Raw genomic sequence first — 21,626 nt, forward strand, 5'->3', positions numbered from 1 at the left:
ATCATATTGTAATGAATTATTCCAGAATCGTCAAGTTAAAACTTATTTCTAAAAATTTCATCATTACACTTCTCTATAATCTCCGTCTACCACATCATCTGCCCCGCCGGTGGTTTCCTGTGCTCCTGACATATCCGGAGCCGGGCCGCCTGCCGCCTGAGCCTGTTCGTAAACCTTAGCAAATAATGCCTGTGCACTTTCCATTAATGTTTCTTTTGCTGCTTTAATATCGGCAACTTCTCCATCAGACATAACTTCCGGATTGGATTTTTCAACTAATTCTTTTAAACGATTTAAGTCAGCTTCCACTTTGGATTTATCATCAGGACTAATCTTATCACCGACTTCATTTAATGCTTTTTCAGTCTGGAATACCATAGAATCAGCATCATTTCTGGTTTCAACCGCTTCTTTACGTTTCTTATCCTGGGCTTCGTATTCAGCTGCTTCTTTTACTGCTTTATCAATATCGGAATCTGATAAATTAGATCCTGCTGTAATTGTTATGTGTTGTTCTCTGCCTGTACCTAAATCTTTAGCCGATACATTAACAATACCATTGGCATCAATATCAAAGGTTACTTCAATCTGAGGAACGCCTCTTCTTGCCGGTGGAATTCCATCCAGTCTGAATTGGCCAAGGCTCTTGTTGTCTTTCGCAAACTGTCTTTCACCCTGTACTACATTAATATCAACCGCACTCTGATTATCTGCAGCTGTTGAGAAAATCTGGCTCTTCTTAGTCGGTATGGTTGTATTTCTTTCGATTAATCTGGTTGCAACACCACCCATAGTTTCAATACTTAAGGACAGTGGTGTAACATCAAGAAGTAAAATGTCTCCTGCGCCGGCGTCACCTGCTAATTTACCACCCTGAATGGAAGCACCGATTGCTACACATTCATCAGGATTTAAAGATTTAGACGGTTCATGTCCTGTCAATTGTTTTACCTTATCCTGTACGGCAGGAATACGGGTTGAACCACCTACTAATAATACCTTCTTTAATTCAGAAGAGGTCATACCGGCATCTCTTAATGCATTCTGCACCGGAGTTGCTGTTCTTTCAACTAAATCATGAGTTAATTCATCAAACTTAGCACGGGTTAAGTTCATATCGAAATGTTTTGGTCCTTCTGCCGTTGCAGTGATGAAAGGAAGATTAATGTTAGTAGTTGTTGCAGATGATAATTCTTTCTTTGCTTTTTCTGCTGCTTCTTTTAATCTTTGAAGAGCCATTTTGTCTAAGGATAAGTCAACACCTTCTGTTTTCTTAAACTCATCGATCATATATCTGGTAACTCTTTCATCGAAGTCATCACCACCGAGTCTATTATCACCGGAAGTTGCTAATACTTCAATAACGCCATCACCAATTTCAATAATGGATACATCGAAAGTACCACCACCTAAATCGTATACCATGATTTTTTGTTCATGTTCGTTATCAAGACCATAAGCTAAAGCTGCTGCTGTAGGTTCGTTTATAATTCTTTTAACATCCAGACCGGCAATTTTACCGGCATCTTTGGTTGCCTGTCTCTGTGCATCGTTAAAATATGCAGGTACGGTAATAACAGCTTCTGTAACTTTTTCTCCTAAATAGCTTTCAGCATCTGCTTTTAATTTCTGCAATACCATTGCGGAAATTTCTTGTGGTGTATATTTCTTATCGTCAATACTTACCCTGTAATCAGTTCCCATATGTCTTTTGATGGAAGATATGGTTTTATCCGAATTGGTTACAGCCTGACGTTTTGCAGATTCACCAACCAATCTTTCTCCTGTTTTTGTAAAGGCTACTACGGACGGAGTGGTTCTTGCACCTTCCGTATTTGCTATAACAACAGGTTTTCCACCTTCCATAACAGCCACGCATGAATTCGTTGTACCTAAGTCAATTCCTATGATTTTACCCATAATATATTCCTCCTAATAATAAATTCAAGATTTAAATGTTAATATATTGAAAAGTGAATATTCATATACCTCTTTAAATGTTCACTTTGAATTGTTAATATACCTGTAATGAAACTAATTCACTACTTTTACCATACTGTGGCGCACCACGGTATCTCTGTACATATAACCTTTTTGAAATTCTTCCGCTATCAGGTTCTCTCCCTGTTCGGGATCTTCCGCATGCATTACCGCATTATGGAAATTCGGATCAAAAGCTTTACCTACTGCTTCAATTGGTTTTAAACCGGCTTCGGTTAATGTAGTAACCATCTGTTTGTAGATTTTTTCAATTCCTTGAGCGAAAGCACCTTCTTTTTCTTCCTCCGTAATGGCACCTAAACCTCTTTCAAAATTATCAATAACAGGAAGTACTTTTTCTATAATATCCCTTGCCCCTATTTCAAACATCTGTGCTTTTTCTTTTTCGGAACGTTTGCGGTAATTATCAAACTCAGCCATGGTTCTTATCAGTTTATCATTTAATTCCTCTATTTTAAGGTCTTTCTTATCTTTCTTATCTTTTCGGAAAAATGATTTTACTGTCTTTTTTTCACCGCCAGCTTCTTCTGTTTCCTCATCCATTTCTTCTTCCATGTTTTCAGCACAGGTATCTGAATCAGTCTCCGTATTCGTTACGTTTTCACTCTCGGCTTTCGTATCTGACGTTTCGTCTGTTTTTACGGTTTCTTCACTTTCTGATTCCACTTCCTGATTCACAATATCTTCTATCTTTTCATCCATAGAATTCTTCTTTTCTTCCACTCTTGTAACCACCTTTCTTTATGTTAGGTTTTTCTAGTAACTATTCAGTACACCCGAGAAATTCATAGAATTTCAAGTTGTTCTATGAAAACATTAAAAAATAAGAACCGCGTTGACTGAAAGTCACTTTTTCTTAAATATTTCATCCAACTGCACCATAAGTGTATGCAGTGTACCGACTACTTTTTCGTAATCCATCCTTTTGGGACCGATAATACCAATCTTACCATAAACACCATCTTCAATTTCATAAGTTGCAGTAACTACGGAACAGTCTTTCATAGCTTCCATTGGTGTTTCACTTCCGATATATACCTGTATTCCTCCGTTATCGGAGTTTTCTGTTTTATTAATGAGCTCCGTAAGTTGCTTCTGTTCTTCAAAAGTTCCCATTAATTCGGTTATCTTATCCATATCGGTAAGTTCCGGATATTTTAGAATGTTCGTAGCGCCGCTGGTATAAATCTCTACTTCTTCCTCTTCACTGATAGCCTGTGCTATGGCATCCAGAATATCACTGACCAGATTACTGTAATTACCAGCCTGTTCTTTAATTTTTTGAATTACATTCATATTAATTTCTGTTAAATCTAACCCTTGAAGAAAGGTATTAAATACAATGTTCAGTTTTAAAATAATTTCTTTGTCCAGTTCTTCCGTAACTGCAATCATTTTATTTTTTACAATATTGCCTTCTAAGACAATAATTGCAAGCAGATTATCAGCTTCCACTTCTGTCAGCTGTATGAATTTAACTTTTTTACTTCTGTATTGCGGTTTTGTTACTAAACTTGCATAATTCGTGTTGACAGCCAGAAGTTTAGCAATCTGTTTCAGCAGCAAATCTATCTTATCCGCTTTTTCGATTAAAAGTTCTTTCATATTTTCTACTTCATTAACTTTATCTTCTAACATAGTATCTACATACAAGCGATAGCCTTTGTCAGATGGTATACGGCCGGCAGAAGTATGCGGCTGGATAATAAATCCCAATTCCTCTAAATCTGCCATTTCATTTCTTATAGTAGCGGAGCTTAGATTTAAATCGGTATACTTTGAAATTGTCCGTGATCCGACAGGCTCACCGGTTTCCAGATAATTACGGATAATAGCCTGTAATATCTTCAACTTTCTTTCATCCAATTGCATCTAATCCCTCCTGCTTTTTGATTGTTAGCACTCGCTTTGATAGAGTGCTAATATCTTTATACTTAAAATAGCACTATCAATATACTTTGTCAAGTGCTATTTTTCAATTTTTATATTCCTTTTTCCAGCTGAACTGGATCACACTGTTCCTCATAATTATATTAAATATTGTACCTATCCGCTTTTATTTTCGGTTCATCCAATTGTGAGTCTGTTACGAATAAACCGTATTCTGTATCACACCGGACAAAATATAAATCGTATAAATCGTACAAATTAACGAACTCATTATATATATTTGTCCTAAACGATTGAATCATTCTTTAATCCAATACAATTAATCCAGAAGAAATCTTGATAAAACAAGGTTGCTTATATCAACACCTTTATCAGTCAGGTATATTTTATCTCCTTTTACTTTTATTAATCCTTCTTTCACTGTTTTATTTATAGCTTCGCCATATATGGAATCAATTGGCATATGAAACATTTTATTAAAATTATTTTTACTTACACCTTCGCTCATTCTTAAACCCAAAAACATAAATTCTTCCATCTGCTGTTTTTTAGAAAGAGGTTCCTGGTTTTTTCTTATATCACGATAATCTGCTGAGTTCTTAAGATAAGCAGTTAAATTATCTTCATTCTGATATCTGATATTATTTAGCAACGAAGATGCACCAAGTCCCAACCCCAGATAATCGGTCCGGACCCAGTATGACGAGTTATGCCTGGATTCAAATCCGGGTTTGGCATAATTGGATATTTCATACCGGTAATAACCTGTTTTCTCTAAATACTCTTTCGTTTTGGCATAAATCTTACGGTCCAGTTCCTCATCCTGATCTTCTTCCCTGTAACGCAAATAAAATGGGGTTCCTTCCTCAATAATCAGACTGTAGGCTGAAATATGCTCAGGGTTTAATTTTACCGCTTCCTGTAAGGTGTATAACCATTTTTCCATAGTTTGCCCCGGCAGACCTGACATTAAGTCAATATTTATATTATTAAATCCAACTTCTCTGGCAAGATTAAAGTTTTCCTTAAATGTTTCAAACGTATGGATTCTTCCCAATAACTTAAGTTCTTCATTATCCGCTGACTGCAGCCCAAAGCTTAAGCGGTTGATTCCTGACCTTTTATAACAAAGCAGTTTCTCCCCTGTTATTGTTCCGGGATTCATCTCTATGGTGATTTCAGGCTGCTCTTCTGTTTCATAAGAAACCGAAAACACTGTTTGGATAGCTTCCATAATAAGTTCTATTAATTTTCCCTCCAAAGAAGAGGGAGTACCTCCTCCGATAAATATCGTCTTTACAAGGTACTCCTCACTAATTTGTTTATAACTTTTGATTTCCGCCATCAAAGCTTTTACGTATTTATATTTGATTTCCTCATCTGCCGGAGCAGAAAGAAAATCACAATAGTCGCACTTCCTGACACAAAAGGGAATATGAATATAAATGCCTAAATCCTTTTTCTGTCCATTAATCATAGTCTCTCCTCTTTATTTATCATCCAGCTTTAAAACGCTCATAAAAGCTTTCTGGGGGATTTCAACATTACCTACCTGTCTCATACGTTTTTTACCCTCTTTTTGTTTCTCTAGCAGTTTTCTCTTACGACTGATATCACCGCCGTAACATTTGGCAAGTACGTCTTTACGCATAGCTTTAACCGTTTCCCTGGCTATTATCTTGCTGCCTATCGCAGCCTGAATAGGAACTTCAAAGAGCTGTCTTGGAATTTCTTCCTTTAATTTCTCACACATCTTTCTGCCACGTTCATAAGCAGATTCACCGTGTACGATAAAGGATAATGCATCTACTTCTTCTTTATTAATCAGGATATCCAGTTTAACCAGTTCAGACTGCACATACCCTTTAATTTCATAGTCAAAGGATGCATAACCCCTCGATCTGGATTTTAAAGCGTCAAAGAAATCGTAAATAATTTCGTTTAAAGGAAGCTCATATTTTAACAACGCTCTTGTGGCTTCCATATATTCCATTCCCAAATAAATACCGCGGCGTTCCTGGCACAGATTCATTATGGCGCCAACAAATTCCGTAGTAACCATAATTTCCGCACTTACCATTGGTTCTTCCATATATTGAATTTCCGATGGATCCGGTAAATTGGACGGATTCGTTATGTCAAGCACTTGTCCATCTGTTTTGTATACCTTATAAACAACACCTGGTGCTGTGGTTACAATATCTAAGTTATATTCTCTCTCTAATCTTTCCTGTATGATTTCCAGATGTAATAAGCCTAAGAAACCGCAGCGGAAACCAAATCCTAAGGCAATGGATGTCTCCGGTTCGAATTGGAGGGCAGCATCATTTAGCTGGAGTTTCTCCAGCGCATCTCTCAAATCCGGATATTTTGCACCGTCTGCCGGATACATACCGCAATATACCATAGAATTGACTTTCTTATATCCAGGCAAAGCCTGCTTGCAGGGATTCTTGGCGTCCGTCACGGTATCACCTACTCGGGTGTCTCTTACATTTTTCAGGCTGGCTGTCATATACCCAACCATACCGGCGGTTAATTCCTCACAAGGTATAAATTGCCCTGCTCCAAATGTACCAATTTCAACTACTTCAGCAACTGCCCCGGTAGCCATCATCTTAATCTCCGTTCCTTTGGTAACACGGCCTTCCATGATACGGCAGAATATAATAACACCTTTGTAGGAGTCATATTTGGAGTCAAAAATCAAGGCCTGAAGAGGTGCGTTAACCTCCCCTTTCGGAGGAGATATCTTCGTTACAATCTGTTCTAATACTTCTTCTATATTAATACCGACTTTAGCGGAAATTAATGGTGCATCTGCAGCCTCTAATCCGATTACATCTTCTATCTCGGCTTTAACCCGTTCCGGTTCTGCACTGGGTAAGTCAATTTTGTTAATAACGGGCATAATATCCAGATTATGATCCAATGCCAGATATACATTAGCCAGTGTCTGAGCTTCAATACCCTGCGCCGCATCAACTACCAGTATTGCTCCTTCACAGGCTGCCAGACTTCTGGATACTTCATAATTAAAGTCCACATGTCCGGGAGTATCAATAAGATTAAAAATATATTCTTCGCCGTCTTTCGCTTTATACACCGTACGTACTGTTTGTGCTTTAATCGTAATGCCTCTTTCGCGCTCCAGTTCCATATTATCCAGCACCTGAGCCTGCATTTCCCTGCTGGTTAATAATCCGGTCTTTTCAATAATCCGGTCGGCTAAAGTTGACTTTCCATGATCTATATGAGCAATTATGCAAAAATTACGTATTTTGCTTTGATTTATCATTCATATTCCTCCTGCAATACCTAGTTATTTTATGTTGTATTATAGCATAGACCTTACTTACTTACAAGAAAAAGGTTGGTTTCCCAAAAAGCATACATCAGTTTTAAGAGTCTGGCTAGCCAGATTCTTAAACAGGTGAAATAAAAACGAAGCATGAAAAGATAATGTCTAAAAGTATATACTCTTTTAGAAGTTATTTTTCATGCTCAATTATAGTTAAGAAAATATGTTATTCCTTTATTTTTCGTACACTTTAAGATTTATCATACTTTATCAATTACTAAGATCAGTAAGATAATACTGTAATACTGAATTTAACAGAAAAATCACCGCAGGATGCTGTAATTACTGCATTTCCACCTTTTACCGGTTCTACATATCCGGCCTGATCCACTTTTACAATCGACTCATCACTGGAGGTAAACATTACCGATGTAGTACCATTATAAGGTTCCTTAACAAGATATTCGCTTAAAGAAAAATCACCTTTATTACCAACGTAATAAGTTAAAGGCAGGGAACCATCTTCTTCTAGATAATAATTTTCTATTTTCATAGAAGTTATCGGAATCTCTTTCACTGTCACCTCTACCGTTCCGATGGTTCTTTTTACGCCTGCATAGGTCTCGTAAATAGTTACGTTAGTAGTTCCTGGGTTAACTCCTTTTAATATTGTTTCAGTGTCCCCCAATCCGTCCTCTTTTGATTCGAAAGAAACAATTTTGCTGTCAGCTGATTCATAGGAATAAACCGAATCCCAGGAACTGCTGACAATAGGAATAATATCATAAACATTATTGTCAGAATTAACACCGACGGTTATTTTCTTACTTTCATCGCTTATGGAGGATTCTGTCACGTTTACCGTAATAGCACCTAAAGTTCTCTGTTCTTTTTTATATGTTTCCGTTACAGTCAGAATCGCCGATCCGCCTTTTAAACCAACGATAAAGCCATCTTTATCCGTTGTTACTATGGATGGGTCAGAGGATGTATATGTATATTTTGCTTTATTATTCATATATTGTATTTGGGCAAGGTATCCGGTATGTGCAACTACTTCCATACTGTTTCCGTCAAGTAATGAATTTACTACAGATATCGTTTTAGTTTCAATCTTTGTCTTTTTACCTTGATAGGTTTCGTATGTTGTAATCTTTACAGTACCTGCTCCGACACCGGTAATTTTACCGTCTTTACTTACTGTTGCTATCTCTGTATTACTGGATACATAGGTGTATTGGGCACCGCTTTTAGCGTTTACAATATATAAATACTCCGGAGTACTGCAAATACCCACAATCTTATTGTTTAACTCTACTTTTACATTTGCCGCCGCCTCTACTTTTGTAATGTCCTGAGTTGATGATATGCAATTTAATACCGCAGGTGTAATAAACATTACACAGAGAAGTACGGCGATTTTCTTAAATAATTTGTTCATTTAATTCCTCCTGTTAACCTTCGGAACCAGATTCCTTAGGCTTTCCTAATGTTTTTAGGCCCGGACTTATTCCTTTGCTTTAACAGTCTATTGTTCGAAAAGTCGTAATATGTCAGATTGAGCCACCTTTTATAGTCATTGGTATTATATTACAAATTGTCTGAAAAGTCAATGAAATACTTGCTTTTATTTAGTTAATTCAACAGGTAAATGTTACTAAATACTCCACAGTTTATGTAAGTACCCGTTTATTTCTAATACTATTTATTGTCTCCAGAGAGAACATTATTTAGAATTTCTGCCAGATAGTCCATTGAATTCTTCGCCTCTTCCAGTGTATTCTTATCAGTTCCTAATTCTATTAACAGAGATTTCTTTCTCAAATGTAAGTTATACCGATATGCTTTCAGATAGTTTTTATACATTAAACCGGGATACATTTCACGACCCTTTAATTGCATTTGAAGACTGAATGCTAAATTATCCTGTATATATGGATTTTTCAAATGAATATTATCCTCTCCCTTTGCATTCCTGCTTAAGCCATTAAAAAACATAATCTGCGCCACATCTTTTCCGTCTATTTTAGTCACACGCTTATTATTTGCACCATCTCTGTGTAAGTCTATAACTACTTCAATACTAGGATTTTTGTCTAATATTTTCTCAACACCATCACAGGCATAATTATAAGCCAAACTTCTGTCCAGCTCTCCTCCCATAATATCATACTTTGTCTTATCATGTATAACGTTATATCCGTATTTATCTTCCAGTAATTTTGTCAGATAGGATCCTACCCCTACTACCGTATCCGCTTCTTTCCCATGTCTGCTGTCACTGTAATTCTCCTGGGAATGGGTATGATAGATTAGAATCTGCGGCTTGTCTTTCGGTGTTTTCATACTCAGATCTTCACCCAACAATTTGTCTGCATTAAATAAGTCATCCGTAACAACCGTTGTAGAGTCAATAATATAAAAGTTATTATATAAGAACTGCCGGTTTAACAATTGGTTCAAAGTAAAACTCTGCCCATTAATCATTCCCAACGTTTCTTTCGCATCTTCATTCGAAATGTTAGTTTCCTCATTTTCTAAATAAACTTCTCCGTTTATAATATCAACAGGCATGAAACCGTTTGTTCCACTCACTGCCACAGCCGTTTCGCCGTTGTGTGAATTAGTGTTTTTGCCATTGATATTATTGTACGTCTGATTATGTACGTACCGTTTATTATAACTATTAATTCCCTCTAATATTTTACTAACATATAGGTCATTATTAAATAAGGTATAATTGCCCTCTGAAAATAAAAGCGTATTATTTTGATCTTCTATGAAATTATTTTCTGATCCGTCGCTTGCCTGAGCTATGTAACGATTAATAGGAAAATTTCCTATCATTGTATTAAGTATAAAATTTCTATTACTGTTTTCCTCACTGCCGGATATGTAACCTAATATGGGAAGATTGGATTGCATCATATAATTGCAGGCTGCTGTAACAATATTTGACTCGAAGGAATCACCGGGATTGCCGCCGGAATCCGGTCCCAGTATACGAATACATTTAATCAGTACGTTTAAGCTAAGAAATAAAATTATACTCCAAAGCGCTATATGAAACAGTCTTGCAATCCTGTATTTATACCTTCTCATAAATCTCTCCCATCTGAAGTTTTAACCATAAGAAACATAAAATAAACCTTCTACTTAATCTATCATATGCTTCAGTTTTCAATCTGATAACGTTTCGGGTGCTATTTTATAAAATTTTTTAGACAGGCTATGCCAGTAGCCAAAACCTAAAGTCATTTTAAAATAATTCATATTCGGCTAAATTATTTTTGGCTTTAGGGCTTGGCGAAACCTGTCTTAAGCGAAACATTTATTTAAAGCCTCAGAGATGGTATAACTAATGCGTTTTATCGATTCGTCAATATTTTTTGGTGTAACAAACATATTACCCATAGTTTCCTCATTGAGTTCCGTCATGAACTGATGAATTTCATTATCACCAAAACCCTGCTTTGACATAAATTGCTCCATGGTATCACTGACGATGGTAAAAGCGTCAACTACGGTTGGAACTCCCAGCGCAATCACATCAACTCCAAGGCTTTCTTTATTTAAAGCTTTTCTGTTATTACCTACTCCGGATCCGGGACTGATACCGGTATCCGTAATCTGCACCGTTTTATTCAGCCGGTTTATGCTTCTGGCTGCTAATGCATCGATTACAATTACTAATTTGGGCATAGTTTCCCGAATAATTCCTCTTAATACTTCACTGGTTTCCATACCTGTCTGAGCCATTACCCCCGGTGAAATAGCACTGATATTACCCATTTTATTCTCTTCCAAGAAACTGCTGCCAAACTCTTTCACCAGATGTCTCGTAACAAATAAGTTATCTACTACCTGGGGTCCTAAAGCATCCGGCGTAACCTCCCGATTACCTAGTCCTGCTATGAGTATTTCTCTTTTAGAAGCATCACCGGCTAATTGCTTAATATATTTTGCAATTTCTTTTGTTATAGGTTCGTGGAAACTTTCATCTTCCTCTCCCAGCTTGGGAGCTTCTATAGTAATATAAGTACCAATGGGTTTACCCATGGCATCCGCACCTTTTTGATCTTTAATGGTTACCGTAGTTACGCGTATATCTTTTTTCTTATCATAATCTTCCTTTAAAACCACGCCTTGTATTTCTACATTGTCTTCATCAAAGGTTTCTCTCACTTCTAATGCAAGGTCCGTCCTCGGAACTCCTGCTATCTTGTTATTTTCTTCTTTTTTGTCCATACTCTAAGATTTTACCTTTCTATGTTTAAAGTTATTCTCTTATATTTTCTTCATTTTTTTTCAAAATATGTATTGACAGAATTATGGCTTTATACTACTATATAATAGTATGTTTGCATTAGAACGTCCGTGTCCGGATTTAATGAAACAAATAATTCAATTAAAAATAGAACATTTTGGAGGTGTACGATTTGGCTAACATTAAATCTGCTAAGAAAAGAATCTTAGTTAATGAAACTAAGGCTTTAAGAAATAAGGCGATTAAATCTAAGGTTAAGACTGTTATAAAGAAAGTTGATGCTGCTGTGGCTGCCAGCGACAAAGAACTTGCTAAAGCAAGCTTAATCACTGCAATTTCTGAAATTGATAAAGCTACATCTAAAGGCGTTTATCATAAGAATACTGCATCTAGAAAAGTATCCCGTTTAAGCAAAGCCGTTAATTCTATTGCTTAATAACTATAGATTCGGGAAGGGGCTTAACCCACTCCGTCCTGTATAAGTTGAATATTTCTTTATTCACAAAAATAAGACGCTTGATTAAGCGTCTTATTTTAAACTCTTTTGGCTCTCTTTATTTGGTGATTTCAGATATACTCTCCTTTTAAAACAGAATACCGGAATATAGGATCAATTATATGCAGAAATTTGTAGCTAAGATATCCGCGCCAAAGCGGGCGGAACCTGATTTAATATCCTGCCTGTACTGTTATTGTCCTGTATCCATTGTTCTATTTCTTCCTGATCCAGGACCACCGGCATACGGTCATGAATACCATTCATGGATTGATTCGCTTGTGTCGTTAATATAACAAAACGGCATTCCTCATTAAAAAAATTATAAACTCCTGCCATATAAAGAATCTCTGTATTTTCTCTTTTAAAATAGAACTTTTTCTTACTGCTGTCCCACTCGTAAAACCCGCTGGATGGAATAACACATCTTCTGCTTAATACACTTTCACGAAAAGTCTTTTTATCCAGTACTGTTTCTGCTCTGGCATTAATCAATACACCTTTCTTATAATAATTAGGAAATCCCCATATCGACACTTCCGGCTCAATGTTCTTCCCAAAAGCTGCCAGTATTGGTGCAGTGTCAGTGGGAAATATTTCACCGGTTTTCCTGTTATTATTCTCATATTTAGCATCCAACTGCTCCAATATCTTACGTATTTCCCTTGATGTTTCGTCATCTACATAATAACGGCCGCACATAAGAAAAACCCCCTTGCTTTATATGTAATGTTTCGGATGCTCCGTAACAATTCTAACCGATGTGGCAATCGCTTTTACAATTTCAAACTCATAATCTGCAGATAAAATGCACAAACGAGCAAATAATTCTCCTTCTCTGGTTACAACATATTTAGGATTCATTTGATTTAATGTACATGCAATAATGTCATTACGACATTTTTCACATTTGCAGCAATCTAAATTATCCCAGATTTCGTCTAACTTCTCTTCAACTAATGTCTCCATGACATTATAATATTTTTCCATAGACTTCCCCTTTGCATCTGCTTTTATCCTATAAGTATCATATTTTATTTATATTTAATGCAAGATTCTGAAAAATCTTCCCATGTAGTGTGTATTAAAATAAAAATTGAATTTATTTACCATTATTATATAAATCAGTATAACATGGAAAAATTCAATTGTAACTAATCTATTAAGACTAGTTATCTTAACTTATTTTCGCAATTATACAAGGGATATGGATATTTATGAAAAGATGTACAAGTTTTAAATGTAATACACAAATAGAAGCTGCTTCAAAATTTATTATTTTGCAGCAGCCACTACAATCTGATTATGCCTCTATTACAGATGTTTCTTTACAGCTTACTTTAAAAACTTCCGGTTGTTTTCCGGTTAAGCAGATGCTTCTCTTATCCGGTTGTGACGTTCCGATGTAAACTTCATAAACACCTGCATTTAATACCAATTTACCCTCTTCATCAAATAAAGCGAAAGCTTGTGCCGGAAGAACCATTTGAACATCCACTTCTTCTCCAGCTTTTAAGAATATTTTCTTAATTCCTTTTAATTGATAAACCGGTGCATCCTTAACATCCAATGCTTTAATATAAACCTGTACGGTTTCCGCTCCGTCCATTTTGCCGATATTCGCTACCTTAACACTGCAAACCACATTTGTATCCGCATTTATTTCGTTCCGGCTGACAGAGGTTTCTTTAAGAGCAAATTCCGTATAACTTAATCCATATGCAAATGGATATAATGCATCCTGTTTCATGTAACGATAAGTACGCCCTGTCATATTATAATCCGTAAAATCCGGAAGCTCTTCTGAAGTACGATAGAAAGTTACCGGCAACTTACCCTCAGGTGAGAATTCACCAAATAACATCTGAGCAATACCGCGGCCTCCCTGAGCCCCCGGATACCATGCCTCTACAATAGCAGGAATGTGTTCATCCGCCCAGGTTACTGCCAATGCACTGCCGGATAGTAAAACTAATACAACCGGTTTACCGCTCTCATAGAGAACTTTTAAAATATCCTCCTGTAATCCCGGAAGTTTCAGATTTGGTTTATCACCGCTGGCGAATTCATTACCCTCATCTCCCTCTTCTCCTTCCAGTCCGGCATCAAGACCTAAACATGCTATGATAACATCGGATGCATCGGCTACAGCCCTGACTTCTGCAATACGATCATTGGATCTTGAAAGTCCCTGTACTTTATCTTTAAACAAATGGCATCCCTCGGAAAAACGAACGGTTACATCCTCTCCCAGATACTCTCTGATACCTTCTAATACGGTTACATATTCGGAAGCAGTTCCCTCATAATTACCGATTAATGCTTTACGGTTATCTGCATTCGGTCCTATCACACCAACATTTTTCAGCTTATTCTTATCAAGCGGCAGTAGTCCGTTTTTATTTTTTAGTAATACAATGGATTTTTTAGCTGCTTTTACATTTAGCTCCTTATGCTCCTTACTGTCCACTACATCATAGTTAATAGTATTATAAGGTACTTTCTCGGGAGCATCAAATAAACCAAGTTTCATTCTGGTAGTAAATAATCTCGTGACTGCCTGTGTTATGGTTTCTTCTTTTACTAATCCATCTCTTACAGCCTGCAATAAATGTACGAACATATTACCGCAGTTAAGATCACAGCCATTATTCATCGCCAATGCTACGGATTCTACAGGTGTAGATGTTACCATATGATGTTCATGAAAATCTTTAATCGCCCAGCAATCCGATGTTACATGTCCCTTAAATCCCCATTTATCCCGAAGTGTCTCTTTAAGCAGAGTTTTACTTCCGCAGCAGGGTTCACCATTGGTACGGTTATACGCGCCCATAACTGCCTCAACTTTTCCTTCCTGTACACAGGCTTTAAAAGCCGGCAGATATGTTTCATTTAAATCTTTCTTAGAGACCTTAGCATCAAAACTATGGCGAAGATCTTCCGGTCCGGAATGAACTGCAAAATGTTTTGCACAGGCCGCCGCTTTCATATATTTTTCATTATTTCCCTGTAAGCCTTTAACAAAACTAACGCCCAGACGGGAAGTCAGATAAGGGTCTTCTCCATAAGTTTCATGACCTCTGCCCCACCTGGGGTCACGGAAGATATTTACATTAGGAGACCAGAATGTCAAACCTTTGTATATATCTGTATCTCCGTATTTCTGCTGCATATTGAATTTGGCACGGCCCTCTGTTGAGATACAGTCAGCCACCTGACCTATAAATTCTTCATCAAAAGTTGCTGCCAATCCGATTGCCTGTGGAAATACTGTTGCTACCCCAGCTCTGGCTACGCCGTGAAGTGCTTCATTCCAGTAATTATAAGCTTTTACCCCCAGGTGCTTAATTTCAGCTGATCCGTGAAGGGTCTGATAAACCTTTTCCTCCAGTGTCATTTCGGATACCAGTGCCGCAGCTCTTTCTTCAAAAGATAATGATTCATCTAAATACTTTTTAGATTCCATTTTGAAAATTCCTCCTCGCTTTTTCTTGTCCAAATTCTTTTTTTATGATGTTATTATATTATAAAAAAGCTAAATACTCTTATCAATTATTGCTACTCAGCATTCAGTAATTGCTAAGTTATAATATTTACCTATTTTATAAAAACTATTTACTTTACCTGCATCCTATAATAAAATATGAATAGATTCCTTACGTTATCCCAAATGAATCAAAATCTATGCTCCTGTATATAATATGTTATTTGACATACCAATTAGTAAATTAGTCTCATATTTTAGCAATATATGATTGTTGCAAGGTTTTCAAATGTTTTATAGTTACTGTGATAACTCAAATAAGATATTTCAAGAGGATAATATGACTGATAAACAATTAACAAAAAATAATCCTGCATATGATCCTGACTTTACGCGTAAGGTGGAGGGAACCTTTGAAAAGGTCGGTTATTCGGATAATTCCTCGGTACTCTTATGGGTAAACCAGAATAATATAAATTTTCCTCTTCATTGGCATTCCGCTGTAGAAATCATTATGCCTTTATCAAATTCTTATACCGTAACTATAAATAAAATAGTCTATACTTTGTTTGAAGGCGATATTTTAATCATCCCGCCGGGAGACCTTCATGAGCTTTATGCTCCGCCACAAGGTTCAAGAATTATTATACTGTTTGATTTCACACTTATGAGCAGACAAAAAGGTTTTTCCGGTATTACCCCTGTACTAACCCAGCCGAATGTTATTACTTCTGTAAATTCACCCGAAATTTATAAAGAAGCTTATGAATTGTTAATACAAATTAAAGAAGAATATATTAATGCTATCCCCCTATGGGAAGCTTCCATCTATAATTTAATAATAAGGCTGTTTATTTTAATCGGACGTAATCATATGGGTGCTAATACCATCTTACCTCAGACAGGACTTAATAAACAAAAAGAATATATAGAGAAAATGAATATGATCTATGATTACATTGACCGTGGTTATATGGACAATATTACATTAGAAAATGCTGCTTCCTTAGCCGGGTTTTCCAAATTTCATTTTTCAAGATTGTTTAAACAAATGACATCAACTTCTTTTTATGATTATTTAACCTTAAGAAGAATTAAAGCAGCCGAAAGCCTGTTGCTTAATCCTGAATTACCAATCATTGAAGTTGCTCTCCAGTCCGGTTTTGCCAGTATTTCAACTTTTAACCGGGTATTTAAAACCATTAAAAAATGTACGCCAACGGAATTCAAAGAATTTTATAGAATGCAAGACCATGATTCTCAGGTCAGTTCCGACTAACTATTCCTGCAGATTTCTGTTAACCATTACTATATTACGCCCAAAGAAAATAATTATATAATATACAAGAGCTGCAGCAAAGTTCAGTACTAATTAAACTTTACCATAGCTCTTGTATAGGAGTTTACTTATTGGATGTTATATTCTCAGTTGGTGTTAACGGAGCATTTTCCATAATTTCTTCTACTTCTTCAAACCCGGCCGGATAGGCAAAGTTATATCTTGCCGGTAATGCAAATACATAGTTGGAATTACGTCCAAATTCATCCGGATTAATAGGTGCAGCGCCGATATGGAATTTATCCTGCTGCATAGCCTCCCATTGACTTAATGTAAATATCATAATCGGAATATCCTGACGCGGTTGACCTGAAGTCCATAAGGGGTGTCTGATAGAGATAAGTGGGCCGGTTTCCGTCACTTTCTGCGATTCATTAAAATCGACTCCTTCCCATTTGTCCGTTAGTATAGTATAACCTTTCCAGCTGGAGGGCAGCGTAAACTCAAAACCATATTGATTATTATTATAAATAATTGAATCCCCCTTACTAATGGAACCATCCATGGTATCAGAGTCAGACGAATTACCGTCACTGTTTAACTCTGTATTACCGGATGTTTCTGATACATCGCTACCTGTTTTGGCTGGTTCTGTCGGATTCGTATCAGTGACGCCCTTAGTATGGATGCCCTTATAACCATTGTTACCTGTTACTGTAATGGGAACCGTATTATCCTCCGAATCCGCTGAATCAGTTTCATCTGTACTATTAGGTATTTCCGGCAGATCTTGATTGTCCACCTGCTCAGAAGCCCCAAACCTATTATCTCCATATATAATCTGATTATCTTTTTTTGCCCCTTTATTACCACTACCACTATTATCAGAAGTATCAATAGTGCTATTTGTGTCTTCCGGAGCATTCTCTTTATGTTTGCAGGCAACCAAACTGCCGATCAGACAGACCGCTGCCAGTATAAAGCATATCGAGACAATGCCCTGTTTCTTTTTACCATTGTCGAATATGTTTGCGAAACGTTTCTTCATCGTTTTCTTCCCTCCATGAATATAAGTTGAAAATGCAGTATTATGTACTCTGCCATTATGGATTGCCAAAATAATTGTTTCACTGTATTTACGTTTAAAGGTTATATCCTTTTCCTTTATAATTTCGGTATCACATACCATTTCCAAATCTTTCTCGGATAGATTTTTCATAAGATAGACCAGCGGATTAAACCAGTGGATTCCATTAGCTAATAATAGTAATGCTTTATACCATATATCTTTCCGCATATAGTGAATCAATTCATGTTTTAAGATTAGACCCAAATAATCCTTATCCAGCTCAAGCTCCGGTAATATCAAAACAGGATTAAAAAAACCTGTCATCATAGGGCTGATACCTTTTTTACAGTAATATACCCTTATATTTCTAGTAACTTTTAACTCTTTTTTGACTTTATTAAATAATTCGATAACTCTATTTTCCTCAACCGGTCTGATAAACCGTTTAATAGAATTTCTAAATACTATATATCCCCCTATATAATAAAGTATAAATAGCACAAAACCCGACAACCATATCGTTGCAAAAATTCCTGTAATGGGTATGGATTCTTTTGTACCAGTATCTTTCACAGTCTGGGGAATCATTAAATAATGAGAAGCCGGAATGCTTGCCGGTTTATGTAATGTTAACTTAATATCTACACTTTGAGCGGGTGTGGCTATCTCAATAGGCGGGTTATGTATTGACAAGTTAAAAGGAATCACCAATCTGACCGCAATTATCAGCCATACCCAATACCTCCATTTTGCCGAATAATTTTTACGAAACAATGGGAGCATAAGTATAATTATTCCTATAAGAATAGAAGTAGTGATTGACACATTTATAATATTTAGGAAGATTTCCTGCAGCATATGTTATTCCCCCTTAGATGCTTTATCAATAAATAGGCGAAGTTCTGTTATATCTTCCTCACTGATTGTTTTACTTTTATAAAGTGCCGTAACAAAATTAGTCAGGGAATTCCCATATAATTTTTCCAGAATGGATTTACTTTCACTTACCAAGTATTCCTGCTCACCGATAAGCGGAAAATATATATTAACCTTACCCTCTCTTGTGCTTGACAGAAAACCCTTATCTACTAATCTGGACAGAAATGTAAGTACTGACGTAATCTTCCATTCTTTTTTATATTTTAGTTTTTCACTGACAAATGCACTTGTTACAGGTTCTTTTGCCTCCCATATTATCATCATGATTTCCAATTCCGAATCAGGCAGCCTTTTAAGCATTTTTCTTTTGTTTCACCTCTTTCTACGTTTGACGAATCCATTTATGAATATATTCTACATTTGACGAATCAAAAAATCAATTACGATCTTATTAAGTTTTTCTTACAGAAATGTGTAAGAAGAATATGGTCTGTCAGACCTAGCGTTGACGCGCTGTCACTTCAGTGACATCTACCTTAAGTACATCATGCGCATCCTGCCTGGAAGGCTTTTTATTGCATAGGAAAGTTCTCCGAACTTTCCTATGCAATAAAAAAAAGGCCTTCTGAAACTTCTTTCAGAAAACCTTTTCGGTAACTATTTTAAATAATCCATAAATCCTTGAAGTGCAGTATCTTTTTTCACTGCTTTCGTTAATTTAGCATTAACATCATTAATAACTTTTTTAATATCTTTTTCTTTCGATAATTTATTAATATAATCGTTTAGCTTTTTATTATCTTGTTCCTTATTAATAATTAGATTACCAGTCTCATCTCTGTTAATAACCATGGAACTCATTCCGGGAACTAAGGTATCTATATTAAATAATTTAATATTATATCTAGTAAATACTACATAGGAATTTTTCTCTAATCCTGGTTTAATATAGGTTTTAATATCTTGATATTTCTCAATAATTTCATTATCAGCTTCTTTACTATCCAATGTCTGTTTTTTAACAGATTTATTCCCTTCTGACTGCTTATCTGACGACTGACTTTCCTTTTTTGTTTTACCCGAATCCTGATCATCAGCCGTTTTTTTATCACTTGCTTGATCTTTCCTATCCAAACTTTCTTTATTTTGATCCCCTAGTGCATTATAATATGTTTTAATAAAGCTATTAATATCTGCTTTTATTTCATCTTCTGAAACGCTTTGTTCCTGGTTTACTTCTTTATCGTTTGCCACTGATTTTTCTTCGGTAGATAAAATTGAAGCCGTTTCGGCTTCTTCGGAAGTAGTTTCCACTTCAGTCTGTAAATTTTCCTGTACCATCGTACTGTTTTTTACAGGCTCGGTTTCCGCTTTAATCCCGTTGTTTTTAATACTGAGAGCCAAAACTAAAACCAGGGCTGCGGCTCCCGCCGCGGCCAAGTATTTTCTCCATTGCTTCATCTTTTATAGATTCCTCATTTCTGTATCATTAATTAGGATTCGGGTATCAAAGTCATACAAATCCCATTTGTCAATTTGCACATCAACACCCTAATCCTATTACTTTTTGTGGAGCTGAAATTAAAATTATCATACTTTTGACTTAAATAAAGTTTAGACTATCTTCGATTCTATATTTTAGTTAATATAACTTACTGCTTTAACAGGCTGTCTATAATTGTAACTGCGTACCACAATGCCTGTTTTGGGACTGCTTGCACTAATAACCTGTCCATTACCTATGTAAAGAGCAACGTGATTAATCGAACCGTTTCTTGAATAAAAAATTAAATCTCCCGGTCTGATATCGGATATGGAAACCGATTTTCCGCTGGATGCCTGGGATCTTGAATCCCTGGGTATATAAATTCCATTATTAGAAAAAACCGATTGTGTAAAACCGGAACAATCCGTTCCATTGGTCAAACTTGTTCCCCCATAGACATAAGGATTTCCTTGAAACTTTAGGGCATAACTTACAATCTTGTCCCGGGAAGAAGAACTGTTAGAGCTGCTGTTACTTGAAATTTTATCCTGAGATGATATATTGTTTGATTTTGCTGAATAACGAGCCGTATTACTTGAGGAATTATTCGAGGAGTTGTTATTAGCGGAAGAATCCGTTGACTGAGATTGTTCTGCGGCCTTTCTGGCTGCTTCTTCTGCTGCCAGTTTTGCTTTTTCTTCTTCAATGGAAACTGCTTCTGTAAATTCCGTCGATAAATCCACATAATCAGCAGAAACATAACCGGTTCCCTGGCTGCCCAAAGATACTTTAATCCATCCGTCCATTTCTTTTTTAACTTTTAATTCTTCCCCGATTGGAAGTAAAGTGATTATAGGTGCATCCGTACTGGTTTCTTTTCTTACTTTCAGGGTAGTTGTATTTACAGTTGCAACTTTGCTACCAACGGAACCCGCTACTTCTGCTGCTTCCTTACCTGTAACTAGATAATCGGATTTTATGTACCCTGTAACGGTTCCTGATTTCACCTTATACCATTCACCTTTTTTAGAAATTATTGTAGCTGCTGAATTATTATATAATTTTCCGATTATTTTACTTTCTTCACTTGGTTTTTTTCTAATGTTTACATAGTCGGTTACCTGCGCGAAAGATATATCCGCATATTCTTTGAAGAAATCAGAGGACAAATAATTTTTAATATCTTTATAATCTTTATCCGTATTCTGATAAAAATCACTTAATAAAACATCTATACCCGCAATCGGCACCTCGGCAGCATTCGAAATAACAGTACGGCTGGCAAAAGCTATTGTCCCTATCATGCAATATGTAACTATCTTTCTTACTTTTATCATTTGAAACCTCCAAACTCATTTATTACGAATTTATTAAATATGTTACAAATTTATTGTAAATTAAAATCAGAAATATTGCACTAGGTATATGTTGGAAATTATGTGAATTCTTATATCTACATCTGAATCCTTAC

Annotated in this window: 17 protein-coding genes; 2 read left to right on the plus strand and 15 right to left on the minus strand. The window is 36.1% G+C overall.

Going from position 1 to position 21,626, the window contains the following annotated elements:
* Window positions 1-63: 63 nt before the first annotated feature.
* From dnaK to gpr, 8 genes are all read right to left on the minus strand, one after another.
* Complete coding sequence (dnaK, locus tag RBU59_RS03645; protein WP_308146523.1) at window positions 64-1,920, minus strand: molecular chaperone DnaK; 1,857 nt, start codon at window positions 1,918-1,920, stop codon at window positions 64-66.
* 114 nt (window positions 1,921-2,034) lie between these two features.
* The gene (gene grpE / locus RBU59_RS03650) at window positions 2,035-2,703 is read right to left on the minus strand and encodes a nucleotide exchange factor GrpE (RefSeq protein ID WP_308148538.1); all 669 of its coding nucleotides are present in this window, start codon (window positions 2,701-2,703) and stop codon (window positions 2,035-2,037) included.
* 144 nt (window positions 2,704-2,847) lie between these two features.
* Entirely contained in the window at window positions 2,848-3,873 is a 1,026-nt protein-coding gene (gene hrcA / locus RBU59_RS03655; protein WP_308146524.1) for a heat-inducible transcriptional repressor HrcA, read from the minus strand.
* A 337-nt stretch (window positions 3,874-4,210) separates the two neighbouring features.
* Window positions 4,211-5,368, minus strand: coding sequence for a radical SAM family heme chaperone HemW (gene hemW / locus RBU59_RS03660; protein ID WP_308146525.1), 1,158 nt, complete (start codon window positions 5,366-5,368; stop codon window positions 4,211-4,213).
* A gap of 12 nt (window positions 5,369-5,380) precedes the next feature.
* Window positions 5,381-7,189 carry a translation elongation factor 4 gene (gene lepA, locus RBU59_RS03665; protein WP_308146526.1) on the minus strand — a complete coding sequence of 603 codons (1,809 nt, stop codon included), beginning with the start codon at window positions 7,187-7,189 and terminating at the stop codon, window positions 5,381-5,383.
* Window positions 7,190-7,475: 286 nt separating this feature from the next.
* Window positions 7,476-8,633, minus strand: coding sequence for an Ig-like domain-containing protein (locus RBU59_RS03670; RefSeq protein WP_308146527.1), 1,158 nt, complete (start codon window positions 8,631-8,633; stop codon window positions 7,476-7,478).
* A gap of 260 nt (window positions 8,634-8,893) precedes the next feature.
* Window positions 8,894-10,294 carry a stage II sporulation protein P gene (spoIIP, locus tag RBU59_RS03675; protein ID WP_308146528.1) on the minus strand — a complete coding sequence of 467 codons (1,401 nt, stop codon included), beginning with the start codon at window positions 10,292-10,294 and terminating at the stop codon, window positions 8,894-8,896.
* 216 nt (window positions 10,295-10,510) lie between these two features.
* Window positions 10,511-11,440, minus strand: coding sequence for a GPR endopeptidase (gene gpr, locus RBU59_RS03680; protein ID WP_308146529.1), 930 nt, complete (start codon window positions 11,438-11,440; stop codon window positions 10,511-10,513).
* 191 nt (window positions 11,441-11,631) lie between these two features.
* Between gpr and rpsT the strand changes: the two genes are divergently transcribed.
* Window positions 11,632-11,895: a 30S ribosomal protein S20 gene (gene rpsT / locus RBU59_RS03685; RefSeq protein ID WP_161838746.1), complete on the plus strand. Its 264-nt coding sequence runs from the start codon at window positions 11,632-11,634 to the stop codon at window positions 11,893-11,895.
* Between the two features lie 198 nt (window positions 11,896-12,093).
* Here rpsT and RBU59_RS03690 read toward each other — a convergent pair whose 3' ends face one another.
* The 3 genes from RBU59_RS03690 to RBU59_RS03700 form a co-directional block, all read right to left on the minus strand.
* Window positions 12,094-12,657: an SOS response-associated peptidase gene (locus RBU59_RS03690; protein ID WP_308146530.1), complete on the minus strand. Its 564-nt coding sequence runs from the start codon at window positions 12,655-12,657 to the stop codon at window positions 12,094-12,096.
* Window positions 12,658-12,675: 18 nt separating this feature from the next.
* Window positions 12,676-12,945, minus strand: coding sequence for a late competence development ComFB family protein (locus tag RBU59_RS03695; protein ID WP_308146531.1), 270 nt, complete (start codon window positions 12,943-12,945; stop codon window positions 12,676-12,678).
* Window positions 12,946-13,258: 313 nt separating this feature from the next.
* A complete protein-coding gene (locus RBU59_RS03700) occupies window positions 13,259-15,424 on the minus strand; it encodes a glycoside hydrolase family 3 C-terminal domain-containing protein (protein ID WP_308146532.1) in 2,166 nt (721 codons plus the stop codon).
* A gap of 358 nt (window positions 15,425-15,782) precedes the next feature.
* Between RBU59_RS03700 and RBU59_RS03705 the strand changes: the two genes are divergently transcribed.
* Window positions 15,783-16,721 carry a helix-turn-helix transcriptional regulator gene (locus tag RBU59_RS03705; RefSeq protein WP_308146533.1) on the plus strand — a complete coding sequence of 313 codons (939 nt, stop codon included), beginning with the start codon at window positions 15,783-15,785 and terminating at the stop codon, window positions 16,719-16,721.
* A 124-nt stretch (window positions 16,722-16,845) separates the two neighbouring features.
* Here the strand turns inward: RBU59_RS03705 and RBU59_RS03710 are convergent, their stop codons facing one another.
* From RBU59_RS03710 to RBU59_RS03725, 4 genes are all read right to left on the minus strand, one after another.
* Window positions 16,846-18,648: a M56 family metallopeptidase gene (locus tag RBU59_RS03710; RefSeq protein ID WP_308146534.1), complete on the minus strand. Its 1,803-nt coding sequence runs from the start codon at window positions 18,646-18,648 to the stop codon at window positions 16,846-16,848.
* Window positions 18,649-18,651: 3 nt separating this feature from the next.
* Window positions 18,652-19,029, minus strand: coding sequence for a BlaI/MecI/CopY family transcriptional regulator (locus RBU59_RS03715; RefSeq protein ID WP_308146535.1), 378 nt, complete (start codon window positions 19,027-19,029; stop codon window positions 18,652-18,654).
* 297 nt (window positions 19,030-19,326) lie between these two features.
* Window positions 19,327-20,130, minus strand: coding sequence for a hypothetical protein (locus RBU59_RS03720; protein WP_308146536.1), 804 nt, complete (start codon window positions 20,128-20,130; stop codon window positions 19,327-19,329).
* A gap of 177 nt (window positions 20,131-20,307) precedes the next feature.
* Entirely contained in the window at window positions 20,308-21,492 is a 1,185-nt protein-coding gene (locus RBU59_RS03725) for a C40 family peptidase (RefSeq protein WP_308146537.1), read from the minus strand.
* Between the last annotated feature and the right edge of the window lie 134 nt (window positions 21,493-21,626).

This window comes from Anaerocolumna sp. MB42-C2, assembly GCF_030913705.1.
GTDB lineage: Bacteria > Bacillota > Clostridia > Lachnospirales > Lachnospiraceae > Anaerocolumna.